The organism is Bariatricus sp. SGI.161 (assembly GCF_050313695.1).
Classification (GTDB): Bacteria; Bacillota; Clostridia; order Lachnospirales; family Lachnospiraceae; genus JAFBIX01.
The window spans coordinates 12798-27135 of the sequence record NZ_JBNPLX010000021.1 but is presented as its reverse complement, the minus strand read 5'-3'; the positions used below and the strand labels follow the sequence as shown (position 1 = coordinate 27135).

13 protein-coding genes, 1 pseudogene and 1 riboswitch are annotated in these 14338 nt (G+C 43.9%); of the genes and pseudogenes, 12 read left to right on the top strand and 2 right to left on the bottom strand.

Annotated features, from left to right (window positions below; genetic code table 11):
• Positions 1-258: 258 nt before the first annotated feature.
• Positions 259-1338 (bottom strand): annotated as a pseudogene (locus tag ACQRBH_RS12370) (ABC transporter ATP-binding protein); the annotation flags it as partial.
• A gap of 15 nt (positions 1339-1353) precedes the next feature.
• Positions 1354-1896, bottom strand: coding sequence for an XRE family transcriptional regulator (locus ACQRBH_RS12365; RefSeq protein WP_328282595.1), 543 nt, complete (start codon positions 1894-1896; stop codon positions 1354-1356).
• Between the two features lie 126 nt (positions 1897-2022).
• On the opposite strand from ACQRBH_RS12365, the gene ACQRBH_RS12360 reads away from it, so the two are divergent.
• From ACQRBH_RS12360 to ACQRBH_RS12305, 12 genes are all read left to right on the top strand, one after another.
• Positions 2023-2379 carry a hypothetical protein gene (locus tag ACQRBH_RS12360; RefSeq protein ID WP_427743046.1) on the top strand — a complete coding sequence of 119 codons (357 nt, stop codon included), beginning with the start codon at positions 2023-2025 and terminating at the stop codon, positions 2377-2379.
• 73 nt (positions 2380-2452) lie between these two features.
• Positions 2453-2953, top strand: a complete 501-nt coding sequence (locus ACQRBH_RS12355; protein WP_427761944.1) for a shikimate kinase — start codon at positions 2453-2455, stop codon at positions 2951-2953.
• 532 nt (positions 2954-3485) lie between these two features.
• Complete coding sequence (locus ACQRBH_RS12350; RefSeq protein ID WP_427743045.1) at positions 3486-4778, top strand: UDP-N-acetylglucosamine 1-carboxyvinyltransferase; 1293 nt, start codon at positions 3486-3488, stop codon at positions 4776-4778.
• Between the two features lie 114 nt (positions 4779-4892).
• Positions 4893-6068, top strand: coding sequence for an MFS transporter (locus tag ACQRBH_RS12345; RefSeq protein WP_427743043.1), 1176 nt, complete (start codon positions 4893-4895; stop codon positions 6066-6068).
• 128 nt (positions 6069-6196) lie between these two features.
• Positions 6197-6296: riboswitch (SAM riboswitch) on the top strand.
• A 116-nt stretch (positions 6297-6412) separates the two neighbouring features.
• Positions 6413-7600, top strand: a complete 1188-nt coding sequence (gene metK, locus ACQRBH_RS12340) for a methionine adenosyltransferase (protein ID WP_427743042.1) — start codon at positions 6413-6415, stop codon at positions 7598-7600.
• A gap of 77 nt (positions 7601-7677) precedes the next feature.
• Entirely contained in the window at positions 7678-9174 is a 1497-nt protein-coding gene (locus tag ACQRBH_RS12335; RefSeq protein WP_427761910.1) for a HAMP domain-containing sensor histidine kinase, read from the top strand.
• Positions 9167-9856 (top strand): response regulator transcription factor, encoded by a 690-nt coding sequence (locus ACQRBH_RS12330; protein WP_427743039.1) that lies wholly within the window; start codon positions 9167-9169, stop codon positions 9854-9856. Before ACQRBH_RS12335 ends, ACQRBH_RS12330 begins: the two co-directional genes overlap by 8 nt.
• A gap of 158 nt (positions 9857-10014) precedes the next feature.
• Positions 10015-11394, top strand: a complete 1380-nt coding sequence (locus ACQRBH_RS12325; protein ID WP_427743037.1) for a TrkH family potassium uptake protein — start codon at positions 10015-10017, stop codon at positions 11392-11394.
• 34 nt (positions 11395-11428) lie between these two features.
• Positions 11429-12070, top strand: a complete 642-nt coding sequence (locus ACQRBH_RS12320) for a potassium channel family protein (protein WP_427743036.1) — start codon at positions 11429-11431, stop codon at positions 12068-12070.
• A gap of 23 nt (positions 12071-12093) precedes the next feature.
• Entirely contained in the window at positions 12094-12891 is a 798-nt protein-coding gene (locus ACQRBH_RS12315) for a TrmH family RNA methyltransferase (protein WP_427743035.1), read from the top strand.
• Positions 12892-12968: 77 nt separating this feature from the next.
• Positions 12969-13409 (top strand): NfeD family protein, encoded by a 441-nt coding sequence (locus tag ACQRBH_RS12310; protein WP_427761909.1) that lies wholly within the window; start codon positions 12969-12971, stop codon positions 13407-13409.
• Positions 13406-14335, top strand: coding sequence for an SPFH domain-containing protein (locus ACQRBH_RS12305; protein WP_427761908.1), 930 nt, complete (start codon positions 13406-13408; stop codon positions 14333-14335). Before ACQRBH_RS12310 ends, ACQRBH_RS12305 begins: the two co-directional genes overlap by 4 nt.
• Positions 14336-14338 lie beyond the last annotated feature (3 nt).

Below are 14338 nucleotides of genomic sequence, written 5' to 3'. Positions count from 1 at the left end.
ATCTGTGTCCAGAGCCTGAGATTCTGTAATCTCGTCTACCGTCTTGAAGAAGTTAAATGCCATGATCGCTTCGTTGGCTTTCTCGTTCTTGACGAACGGCTGGTTTACGACGAAGACCGTACGCTCGATGCTGGTTCCGCTGGAAGTTGAGAAAGTGACCGGATACTGTCCTGGCTCTTCCTGAATGTCGTATTCGATCTTGGCGATAGAGATGTAGTCATCACTGACCGGATCCCATGCCTGCGCATTGGAGAGGGCGATGATCTCTTTGTCATCCAGGTCTTTTACATCTTCCACATCTACATAGAAGTTGTTCGCGCTGATTTTTTCGCTGCCATCTTCACTGGTTACATCATGATTGCGGATGACACGCATGTTGACGGTGACACTGGTACCAGGAACGGTTTCTACGATAATCTCGTAGTGAACTCCTTTAAATAAGACGCTTAGAACTTCCCCTGTCATCTTGCCGTCTTTGACATCTACGATATCAATATCTTCCGGCCGAATGATAACATCTACTTTTTCATTTTCACGGAACCCGAAGTCCACACAGTCAAAAGTGATATCGTCAAAACGTACTTTATAGTCTTCTAACATGGTTCCGGTCAGGATATTGCTCTCGCCGATAAAATTAGCAACATAGCGGTTGGCTGGCTCGTTGTAGATCTCCTGCGGTGTACCAACCTGCTGGATCTCACCATTTTTCATGACAACGATCTTATCTGACATGGTAAGCGCTTCCTCCTGATCGTGAGTAACGAAGATGAAGGTAATACCGACTTCCTGCTGAATTCGTTTTAATTCATACTGCATTTCTTTTCGAAGTTTCAGGTCGAGAGCCGCCAGAGGTTCGTCCAGTAGAAGGACCTTTGGTTCATTTACCAGGGCTCTTGCAATGGCAACACGCTGCTGCTGACCACCTGACAGTAAGGTTGTATTCTTGTTCTCATAACCTTCCAGACCAATCAGCTTTAGCATCTTCATGACCTTCTGTTCGATGACGTCCTTACTCATCTTCTTGATCTTAAGGCCAAATGCAATATTTTCGTAGACGCTTAAATGTGGGAACAGAGCATATTTCTGGAATACCGTATTTAATTCCCTTTCATAAGGTGGTTTCTGGCTGATCTCTTCGCCGTCAAAAATCACCTTCCCCTCATCTGCTTCCAGAAATCCGCCCAGAATCCGAAGCAAAGTAGTCTTTCCACAGCCACTTGGGCCTAACAGTGTTACGAATTCATTTTCGTAGATATCAAGATTAATTCCTTTTAAGACAATCTGTCCGTCGAAGTTCTTCACGATATTACGAAATTCAATCAGTTTCTTTTCCTCCATCTCACTTCTCCTTCCTTAGAACATCGGTGGTGTTGTGATCCACAGTATTTTTGCTTCGATGTTCGTGTGATTGTATAAATAATGGCTTTTTGAGCCGTCCAGGTAGAAGGTCTCTTTTGATTTCAGACGATATCTTTTGTTCTCTTGAATCAAAGTGACACTTCCTTTTAATATGTAGCCAAATTCTTCTCCCTGGTGTGCAGACAGAATCTGGCTTTTTTTGTGTGGTTTCAGAGTCAAAAGGATTGGCTCCATTCTGTTTTTCTGTGCATTGGGGATTACCCATTCAATCTGGTAATCTTCCTGCTCATCTACAAAAAAATCTTGTGTGGAAAATACAATCTGCTGTTCTTCTTCCTCATGAAAGAATTCTGACAGATTGGTTCCGAGCGCTTCCAGAATATCTTCCAGTGTTGCGATGCTTGGAGTGGTCAGATTGCGCTCGACCTGAGACAAGAATCCCTTTGTAAGCTCACTGCGTGAAGCCAAGTCACCCAGAGTAAGATCATTTTGCAGACGCAATTCCTTGAGCTTCTTCCCTATATCCAAACTCTTCACCTCCTGTTAGCTAATACTATACTTTTTTTTAAAAAATATCAAACAAATACTATTATACATATCTGTGGCAACAATGCAACCATTTGCATAAAATAATGTAGATATTTATTCTATCGAGGTGTGTATATGGATCAGAGAATGCCTTTCTATATGGCGTATCAGACGCCGATGCTTTTTGACGATGACAGAATGAACCGAAGGGATTACGACTATATGAAAAGCCTGTACCCGAACACTGCGAAGCGGTTGGTTCCGTTCATTGAAGAAGAGTGTGACCGTATGGAGTATGATGGAAGTATGATGTATGATGAATATCCTGATCGGCTTCAGTTAAGGATGATGTGCAGAAGGGTAGGAGACCGGGCGAGGGAAGGCGAAAAGGATCCCGGGAGATGGCTGGATGATCTGATTGAAGTGATGTTATATCAAGAATTATGCAGGAGACGGTGTGAGCACAGAAGCTATCGGAGGCGATTTTTTTAGAATTTTTGAAAAGTGGACGAAAGAAAAAACTTATGCTAAAATAGGTGAAAATACAGAAGAAGGAGCAATAGGAATGAATAATGTTATTCTGATTGGAATGCCGGCGGTCGGAAAAAGTACGGTTGGTGTTGTTGTGGCAAAACGACTTGGATACAAATTCGTTGATACAGATATATTAATTCAGGAAGAAGAAGGAAGATTATTACGCGAAATCATTGAAGAAAAAGGAATTCATGGTTTCCTTGAAATAGAAGACCGGGTAAATGCAGGAGTTGATGTGGAGAATACCGTGATCTCACCGGGAGGAAGTGTGGTATATTGTGAAAATGCAATGGAACACTATAAAAAAATCGGAACGGTCGTATATTTACAAGTGTCCTTTGAGACAATAAATAAGAGACTGAAAAATGCAAAAGGCAGGGGTGTTGTATTAAAAGAAGGCCAGACATTGAAGGATCTCTATGATGAAAGAGTTCGCTTATTTGAGAAATATGCGGATGTCACAGTTTCAGAAGATGGATTAAATCTGGAAGAGACAATTGAAGAAGTGTTAAAAACGCTGAAAATCCTGTAAAAAATTGGAAAATATTACGGATAAATTACATATTTGTAAAAATTATTTTACAAATCCCAATTCTATGGTATAATGTCCACGTGAGTATTGAGCAGTGCAAAAATAATCAATGACAATGATTCTGCAAGCAGAAGCAATTGTCAGGGATTATTTTTATAGGGCGAGAGCCCGTGATGAGGGAACCGAAGGTTACCGAATGGCACTGCGAAAAAGAGTGCAAAAATAATCAATGATAATGCTTCTGCAAGCAGAAGCAATTGTCAGGGATTATTTTTATAGGGCGAAAGCCCGTGATGAGGGAACCGAAGGTTACCGAATGGCACTGCGAAAAAGAGTGCAAAAATAATCAATGACAATGATTCTGCAAGCAGAAGCAATTGTCAGGGATTATTTTTATAGGGCGAGAGCCCGTGATGAGGGAACCGAAGGTTACCGAATGGCACTGCGAAAAAGAGTGCAAAAATAATCAATGACAATGATTCAGATAGAGAAGCTTGAGAGTAAGTAATAGATAATAGTTTTGAGGTGTAATATGGAACAGTATATTATTAAGGGCGGGCATCCGCTTGTCGGAGAAGTTGAGATTGGCGGAGCAAAGAATGCTGCTCTGGCTATTCTTGCTGCAGCAATTATGACAGATGAGACGGTATATATTGATAATTTGCCAGATGTAAATGATATTAATGTACTGTTGGATGCGATCGCAGGTATTGGAGCGAACGTTCATAGAGTAGATCGTCATGCGGTCAAGATCAACGGAAAAAGCATCCAGAATGTTGACATAGAATATGATTATATTAAGAAGATTCGTGCATCCTACTACATGCTGGGGGCATTGCTTGGAAAGTATAAACGTGCCGAGGTTGCTCTTCCAGGAGGCTGTAATATCGGAAGCAGACCGATCGATCAGCATTTGAAAGGATTCCGTGCATTAGGCGCTGAGGTAGAGATTGAACATGGCAAGATTGTTGCTGAGGCAGAACGTCTGGTAGGCAAGCATATATATTTTGACGTAGTAAGTGTTGGTGCCACCATTAATGTAATGATGGCGGCTACCATGGCAGAGGGAACCACTATTTTGGAAAATGTTGCCAAAGAGCCTCATGTTGTTGATGTTGCCAATTTCCTGAACAGTATGGGCGCCAACATCAGAGGTGCAGGAACGGATGTTATCAAGATCCGTGGCGTACAGCGCCTGCATAGTACTGAATATTCCGTAATTCCGGATCAGATTGAGGCAGGAACATTTATGTTCGCAGCAGCAGCAACCAGGGGAGATGTTACAGTATTGAATGTAATTCCAAAGCATCTGGAAGCTACCATTGCAAAGTTAATTGAGATCGGCTGCGAAGTAGAAGAATTTGACGATGCAGTCCGCGTGGTATCCAAAGGAGATCTGACCAGCACACATGTAAAGACGCTGCCATATCCAGGATTCCCGACAGACATGCAGCCACAGATCGGTGTAACCTTAGCTCTGTGCAAAGGGACAAGTATCATTACAGAAAGCATTTTCGAAAACCGTTTCAAATATCTTGACGAGCTTGCAAGAATGGGAGCGAATGTGAAAGTAGAAGGAAATTCCGCTACAATAGAAGGTGTAGAGAAGTTCTCCGGTGCAAGAGTCAGCGCACCAGACCTTCGCGCAGGAGCGGCACTTTGTATCGCAGGCCTTGCGACCGATGGCATCACAATCGTAGATGATATCGTGTATATCCAACGCGGATATGAAAGATTCGAAGAAAAAATCCGCGGAATCGGTGGAATTATTGAAAAAGTTGCTTCAGAAAAAGAAATTCAAAAGTTCAAATTGAAAGTCGGCTAATATTTGGGGACGGGGGTTTTTTCATTTTACTCCGTCCCCAATTCATTTTTCCGTGTCCCTTTTTCAAATTACCCTGTCCCTTTTTAATATTTTGTAAAATATTGGAGAAAATAGATGAAAAAGATTCAAAACAGATATGCGATTCTTGCAATTGCATCTATTGTGAATTTTGTGCATGGTAATCCGTACATATGGACGGTGTTCCAGCCTTATGTGCAAAGAGAATACGACCTGTCGGTGGCAGCATCCAGCCAGCCGTTCACGATTATCATTGGAATATTTGCGGTGGGAAATATGATCGGAGGCTATCTACAGCATAGATTGGGCGCAAAAAGGACAATTCTGGTAGGCAGTTTTGTCATGTGTGTCGGATTTTTCCTTGCAGGAATAGCACCTTACGATATGCCGTGGATGATCTCTGTTGGCTATGGTGTTCTGGGAGGATTGGGCTCAGGATGTGCATTTAGCCTCCTGGTGGCAGTACCGCAGGCATGGTTCCCGGACAAGCGGGGGCTGGTGACGGGAATTACGGTAGGAGTAGTTGGAATATCTGGTGTACTGATGAATCCTTTATGTGATTTTACGTTAGCAACACACGGATATCATTTTTCTATGCTGATGGTAACTGTTATCTATGCGGTATTATGTCTGGGCGCATTTTTTATAGAAGAAGCGCCTCCGGAATTGATGATACAGTCTTCTGGCAGCGAACATAATAATCTTCAGGGCAGGCCAGAAAGCCAAAGACAATATACAACAAAAGAGATGATGCGGACCAGAACCTATTATGTGATCAGTATCGTGATGGCCTTGGCAATCCCTGCATATGTGCTTGTGAATCCACTGATGAAATCACTGGGGATGGAGCGGGGACTGACAAACGCACAGGCACTCACAGGCGTAATGATTGCTTCATTTGCAAATATCGTCGGAAGATTTGAGGCTCCTTGGTTGTCTGATAAAGCTGGTTGTAAGATCGTAATTCGAATTATGTACGCTGTAGCGATGATATCTGTTCTTGGAATCACAGTAGCAAGAGGCGGCCTTTTTGTGTTGCTGATATCACTCGTGTGTATGGTATACGGAGGTGTGGTGAGCGTATTCCCGGTGCTAGTGTCTGAGAAATTTGGAATGAAATACCAAGGTATGAATTTTGGGGCGGTCATGCTCGGATATGGAATTGTTTCTATATTATGCTCCTATCTATTGGATGCAGCAGGACAAAGCCTGTCATTTATTATTGCAGGCGTAGCATGCCTGATTGGTCTGGTGGGGACAGGGTTATTTTAAAAAGGGACAGGGATATTTTAATTTGGGACGGAGGAAAATGAAAAAACCCCCGTCCCCATATTGACAAGTGTGGGAAAAGCGTGTAAAGTCTTACTCGTACACATTAACAATATAATAATGCAAACTTTCTCTTATTCAGAGCAGTGGAGATACAAAGGATCTGAGAAGCTGCGGCAACCCCAAGTGTATGGAAGGTGCCAACCTGAGCGAGTAATCGAACAATAAGAGGATTGGTTTATGAGAATATAAAACAGTCCGCTTATGCGGGCTGCTTTTTTCGTAAAGGCAAAAAGAGAAAGTGCGCGAAAGGGAGTCATCCCTTTGGTAGAAAAGGAGAGAAAAAGATGGAGAAACATTTATTTACATCCGAATCTGTAACAGAAGGTCATCCGGATAAGATGTGTGACCAGATATCTGATGCGATTCTGGACGCGCTGATGGAGCAGGATCCGATGAGTCGTGTGGCTTGTGAGACGAGCACCACTACAGGCCTGGTCCTTGTCATGGGTGAGATTACAACGAAAGCATATGTAGACATTCAGAAGATTGTCAGAGATACGGTAAGAGAGATTGGGTACACCAGAGGTAAATTTGGATTTGATGCGGACACTTGTGGCGTGATCACAGCGATTGATGAGCAGTCATCCGATATTGCAATGGGTGTTGATAAGGCTTTGGAAGCGAAGGAAAATAAGATGTCAGAAGAGGAACTGGATGCCATTGGAGCTGGAGATCAGGGAATGATGTTTGGTTATGCTTCTGATGAGACGCCAGAACTTATGCCGTATCCAATTGCGCTGGCACACAAGTTGTCACGAAGACTTACAGAAGTAAGAAAGAACGGTACTCTTCCGTATCTGAGACCGGATGGCAAGACACAGGTGACGGTAGAATATGATGAAGAGGGAATTCCAACTCGCCTGGATGCGGTGGTTCTGTCTACTCAGCATGACCCGGATGTGACACAGGAGCAGATTCATGAAGATATTAAGAAATATGTTTTTGATGCAGTAATTCCAGAAGGAATGACGGATGAGAATACGAAGTTTTTCATTAACCCGACTGGCCGTTTCGTTATCGGTGGACCACACGGAGACAGCGGTCTTACCGGACGTAAGATTATCGTAGATACCTATGGCGGTATGGCACGTCATGGCGGCGGGGCATTTTCCGGTAAGGACTGCACCAAAGTAGACCGTTCCGCAGCGTATGCAGCACGTTATGTTGCGAAGAACATCGTGGCAGCAGGTCTTGCAAAGAAATGTGAGATTCAGCTCTCTTATGCAATTGGTGTTGCACATCCGACCTCTATTATGGTAGATACATTTGGCACTGGAAAGATCAGCGAAGAGAAGATGGTAGAAATGATCCGCGAGAACTTCGATCTTCGTCCGGCTGGAATTATCAAGATGCTGGATCTGAGAAGACCAATCTATAAGCAGACAGCGGCTTATGGACATTTTGGACGTACAGATATTGATCTTCCATGGGAGAAACTTGACAAGGTAGAAGAATTGAAAAAGTATTTATAAAAATTTTATAAAAGTTTATGGGCGCTTTGATGTGAAGCGCCCTTTTTCATGCTATACTTTCCTTGGAGGTCATGTGTATGAAGCTAAAGACAAGATTGATCATCGCTTTTTTGACAGTGATTTTAATACCGATTTTTTTGACGGTTTCTATGGTGTGTCTGTTAGGGCGTTATCAGATCAGCACGATAGAAAAGACGTATGAGATATCTGGGACAACGGTTGCAAGCCTGTCGAACTCAGCACAAGTGTTGGCCAGACTAACCGAAAAGTCCTGGCATGAATTGAACGAGATGGCATCGAAGAACCCAGAGAATATGGAGGATGCCACATGTCTGGAAGGATTTAATCAGAAGTTGGAGAAGAAAAAAGCTTATCTTCTGGTTCGCAAGGAAAATACAATCATTTACGTAGGAACAGATATGGAAGAGGCTGAGCCGGTGATCTCAGAACTTCCTGATTATGGAGAGGCAGATACAGAATCGGAAAATGGCTTATACTTGGGTGGAGATGCCCATGCATTGGTAAAACAAGTAGATTTTATGTATCCAGATGAGAAGGAAGGCAGTGCATTTATCGTCACTGATATGGGAAATATGATTCCGGAGGTAGAGCATTTCTTCATGGAAGTGATATTGATCGTAATTATTACGTTAGTTTTAACGGCAGCACTTCTGATTATCTGGATATATCGTGCAGTGATGCAGCCCTTGGGGAAGATGCAGGCGGCAGCGAAGAATATCAAAGAAGGCAATCTCGACTTTGAACTGAGACCGGAGGCAGATGACGAGTTAGGTGATCTATGCCAGGATCTGGAAGAGATGCGGAAGAAACTGCGGGATACGGCCGAAGAAAAAGTAAAATTCGATAAAGACAATAAGGAATTGCTCAGCAACATTTCCCATGATCTGAAGACACCGGTGACGGCAATCAAGGGCTATGCAGAAGGGATTATGGACGGCGTTGCGGACACACCGGAGAAAATGGAGCGCTATATCCGAACCATTTACAATAAAGCCAGTGAGATGGATACGTTAATCAATGAGCTGACATTCTATACAAAGATTGATACCAACCGAATCCCGTATAATTTTAATACTCTTTCGGTAGATGCATATTTTGAAGATTGTGCGGAAGACCTTTCACTGGAATTAGAATCCAGGAATGTGGAATTTGGTTATTTCAATTATGTAGAACCGGGAGTCAAGGTCATTGCGGATGCGGAACAGATCAAGCGGGTCGTGCATAATATTGTAAATAATTCGTTAAAATATATGGATAAGCCGAAGGCGAAGATTAATCTTCGAGTCAAAGACGTGGGAGATTTTGTACAGGTTGAGATCGAAGATAACGGTAAGGGAATTGCGGCAAAAGATCTGCCCAATATCTTTGACCGGTTCTACCGTACAGATGCTTCACGCAATTCTTCCAAGGGTGGAAGCGGAATAGGGCTTTCTATTGTAAAGAAGATTATAGAAGAACATGGCGGCAAGATATGGGCGACGAGCAGAGAAGAGACTGGAACAACGATGTATTTTGTCCTTAGAAAATATCAGGAGGTACCGATATATGAGTAAAATATTAATCGTAGAAGATGAAGAGGCGATTGCAGAACTGGAACGAGACTATCTGGAACTGAGTGGATTTCAGGTAGAAGTAGCCAATGATGGTGAGACGGGGTTGAAAAAAGCATTGAATGAAGATTATGATATGTTTATTTTGGACCTGATGCTTCCGGGAATAGATGGCTTCGATATCTGCCGACAGATCAGAGATGTAAAAAATACACCCATTATAATGGTATCTGCCAAAAAAGACGATATTGACAAGATCCGTGGTCTTGGACTGGGAGCCGATGATTATATGACAAAGCCATTCAGCCCAAGCGAGCTGGTGGCGCGAGTCAAAGCCCATCTTGCCAGATATGACCGACTGACAGGAAGTGCCAAAGAAGCTAATAAAGTGATCGAGATTCGAGGACTTAAGATTGATACAACAGCAAGAAGAGTCTGGATCAACGGAGAAGAGAAGACATTTACCACAAAAGAATTCGATCTTCTGACATTCCTGGCCAGCCATCCGAATCATGTATACACAAAAGAAGAATTGTTCCGTGAGATATGGGATATGGAATCCATCGGAGACATCGCGACCGTGACCGTGCATATCAAGAAGATTCGCGAAAAAGTAGAGATGGACACTTCCAATCCGCAGTATATTGAGACCATCTGGGGCGTGGGATATCGCTTCAAGGTATAGTTTGGGACGGGGGAAATTGAGATTTCCCCCGTCCCAAACTAAATTCTCCCTGTCCCCAATTCCATTTACCCTGTCCCTAATTCATTTGACAGTATTCCCCAGAATAAATATAATTGTGATATCATAGGTACATTAGAAAGAAAAAAGAGGATAGATTCATGAAGCAGAAAAAGCGAAGCATCCGATGGAATACCATGGGAATTTTGGTTGCGGGATTTCTTCTTGTGATATTGATCGGTGCATTTCTTTTGTGGCTGCCTGTCAGTAATCAGGAGCCGATATCTTTTATGGATGCATTATTTACGGCTACAACAGCCGTCTGTGTGACGGGGCTTGTGACGGTGACTCCGGCAACGCAGTTTACTGTGTTTGGGAAGGTAATTCTTCTGGTATTGATTCAGATCGGCGGACTTGGGGTGATTGCCTGTGCGACTGCTTTTTTCCTGATTTTGAAGAGGAGGATTACCGTGAAAGAGCGGGTTGTGCTGCAGGAAACTTATAATATGACATCACTTGGCGGCATCGTTGGAATGGTGAAGAAGATATTGATCGGTACTTTTTTTGTGGAAGGTGTCGGCGCAGTGTTGTATGCATTTCAGTTTGTCCCGGAGTATCATCTGATCAAGGGAATCGGCTATGCAATTTTTCATTCTGTCTCTGCATTTTGTAATGCGGGTATTGACATTCTGGGGGATTCTAGTCTTGCAGGATATGTGACGAATCCATTGATGAATATTACGACAATGTCATTGATTGTCCTGGGCGGTATTGGATTCATTGTCTGGTATGATGTGATTGATAACGGACGGAAAATCTATCGTCGTGAAGTTCCAAGAAAATGGTGGTTTACAAGGCTTAAGCTTCACTCGAAGCTTGCAATTGTGACGACATTGGTCTTGCTGGGAATTGGAGCGGTACTTACATTTGCATTGGAATATCATAATCCGGAGACTCTTGGCAATCTGAGGCTGGGGCAGAAGGTGATGGCATCGCTGTTTCAGTCGGTAACGACGAGGACTGCTGGATTCTTTACGATACCACAGGCTAAATTACACGAGGAGACGAGATTCATCAGTATTATCTTGATGTTCATCGGAGGGTCGCCGATGGGAACTGCGGGTGGTGTGAAGACTACGACGATTACGATGTTGGTGCTTTCCTGCATTACATTGATTCGTGGGGGAAATGATACCGAGTGCTTTGGTCGTAAGATTTCAAAAGAGAATTTCCGGATGGGATTTACGATTGTAATGCTTGCATTTACGGTATTTCTTACAGGTACGACCGTGATTACGATCATAGAACCGGATGAAGTGCCATTTTTAAATATCATGTATGAGACGGCATCTGCAATCGGAACGGTAGGATTGACGGCTGATCTGACACCGCATCTGTCACGGGCAAGCCAGGTTGTAATTATGATGATGATGTATATAGGAAGGTTGGGACCGATGACACTGGCGTTGCTCTTTGCTGGAAAACCGAATCCGCGGGACAGAATTCGGGAACTTCCACCAGAGCGGATTATGGTAGGATAATGTCGGAAACAGACTCATAAATGGGGGTAGAAAAATGAAGAAACAATACGCAGTATTTGGCCTGGGAAGCTTTGGTGAGAGCGTGGCGATTGCTCTGCAGGGACTTGGATGTGAAGTCATCGTAGTGGATGACGATATGGAGAGGATAGAAGATATTGCCAATTCTGTATCCTACGCGATGAAAGCGGATTTTGGAGATCCAGATGTTGTCCGGTCGCTGGGCACGAAGAATCTGGATGGAGTAGTAGTCGCAGTTGCGGATAACATGGAAGCCAGTATTATGGCAACACTAGTCTGTAAAGAAATAGGCGTGCCATACGTTATTTCCAAAGCGAAAAATGATCTTCATGCGACTGTTTTAAAGAAAATCGGTGCAGATGCGATTATATTTCCGGAAAAGGAAATGGGAGTCCGCCTTGCGAAGAATCTAATGTCTGCAAATTTTGCTGACTGGATTGCGCTGTCACCAGATTATAGCCTGGTAGAGACGGTGATTCCACGTGGCTGGATCGGAAAGTCTCTGCAGGATCTGGATGTCAGACGAAAGTATGGAATCAATGTAGTTGGAATTAAGGTGGGAGAAGACGTAGAAGTGAATCCGAATCCCGAGAAAGCGCTGGAAGATGGAATGGTCATGATATTAGTGGGTGCGAATAAGGATCTGGAAAATATCTGACACGAAAGAGTGGAGGAAATCATATGATTACAAGTACTTCAAATGCCAGAGTCAAGCGTCTGGTGAATCTGAAGAAGAAAAAGAAAGCAAGAGATGAAGAACGGGTATTTCTGGTAGAAGGAATCCGTATGTTCCGTGAAGTGCCGACAGATCAGCTGGAAGAAGTCTACGTGTCAGAATCCTTTTATAAGAAGGAAAAAGATACGGTAGAAGCGGTGCTGAAAGGTACTGGAATCCGCCCGGAAGAATTGTCGGATACGGTATATGCTTATGCATCCGATACGAAGACTCCGCAGGGAGTTCTCTGTGTGGTCCGGCAAATGGAATATCCATTGGAAAAAGTAATCGCCGGCCAATGTCCGATGATCATGGTATTGGAACACCTTCAGGATCCGGGGAATCTTGGCACCATCCTTCGAACGGCAGAGGGAGCTGGCGTGACGGGAATTGTGATGGACCGGGAATGCGTGGACATCTATAATCCCAAGACCATACGCTCGACCATGGGTTCCATTTACCGTATGCCGTTCTGCTATGTGGAAGACCTGAAGGCGGCGATCGGGAGTCTGAAAGAAGCAGGCATCGGTGTCTACGCGGCACATCTGGATGGAAGACATGATTATGACGAAGAAGATTATGGAAGACCATGTGCATTTTTGATTGGGAATGAAGGAAATGGTCTGTCACAGGAGACTGCAGAATTGGCAGATATTTATATTAAGATACCTATGGAAGGTCAGGTAGAATCGTTGAATGCTGCAATCGCGGCATCCGTCCTGATGTTTGAAGCGGGACGTCAGAGACGCCGACATGAGGGATAGAGAATTGCGCTTAGGGGAAAAGTATAGTAATATATAAGGCAAGGAATACTATCATTTAAGAAAAGAGGCGAAAGTTCATGCAGACAATTTATTGGCTGGCGATATTTGTTGTTCTGCTGATTATTGAAATCGTTACGATGGGATTGACTACGATCTGGTTTGCCGGAGGTGCGTTGATCGCATTCTGTGCAGGTCTGATGGGATTCGGAACCACAGTTCAGATTGTTGTATTTCTCGCAGTATCTATTGTACTGTTGGTGATGACGAGACCGATCGCGTTAAAGTATTTTAATCAGGAAAGGCAGAAGACAAATGCAGAGAGTCTGATTGGACAGCAGGCATTGGTATTGGAAGACATTGATACGATGCAGGCTGTCGGGCGGGTAGAGATCCGAGGTCAGGAATGGTCTGCCAAGACCGATGAGCCAGACGGCAAGATTGCTAAAAATACAGTTGTTGTTGTAGATGGGATTCAAGGCGTAAAATTAATTGTAAGAGCCAGAGAGGAGAAAAAATGATAGGGAGAATTTTAGGAATTATTTTATTGGTTATTGTAGTAATACTGTTGATATCCTGTGTCAAGATTGTAAGACAGGCACAGGCGCTGGTTGTGGAGAGACTGGGAGCTTATCAGGCAACCTGGGGGACCGGACTTCATTTTAAAGTACCGATCATTGACCGGGTGGCACGAAAGGTAGATCTGAAAGAGCAGGTCGTTGACTTTGCACCGCAGCCGGTGATCACCAAGGATAATGTTACCATGCGGATCGATACAGTCGTATTTTACCAGATTACGGATCCAAAGATGTTCTGCTATGGAGTTGCCAATCCAATCATGGCGATTGAGAATCTGACAGCAACCACGCTCCGAAATATCATCGGTGATCTGGAGCTGGATCAGACGCTGACTTCCAGGGAGACAATCAATACTAAGATGCGTGCATCCCTTGACGTGGCAACGGATCCATGGGGAATTAAGGTAAATCGTGTCGAACTGAAAAATATCATTCCACCTGCAGCCATTCAAGATGCGATGGAGAAGCAGATGAAGGCAGAGCGTGAACGTCGTGAAGCAATCCTGCGTGCAGAAGGCGAGAAGAAATCTACGATTCTGGTGGCAGAAGGACATAAGGAATCCGCGATCCTGGATGCAGAGGCTGAGAAGCAGGCTGCAATCCTGCGTGCGGAGGCTCAGAAGGAAGCTATGATCCGCCAGGCAGAAGGCGAGGCTGAGGCTATTCTGAAGGTACAGCAGGCCAATGCAGATGGAATTCGTTTCCTGAAAGATGCCGGAGCCGATGAGGCAGTCCTTACGATGAAGAGCCTGGAAGCATTTGAGAAGGCGGCAGATGGAAAAGCAACCAAGATCATCATTCCATCTGAGATTCAGGGAATTGCAGGTCTTGTAAAGTCTCTGGCAGAAGTCGGAGCAAAAGACGAGTAGATA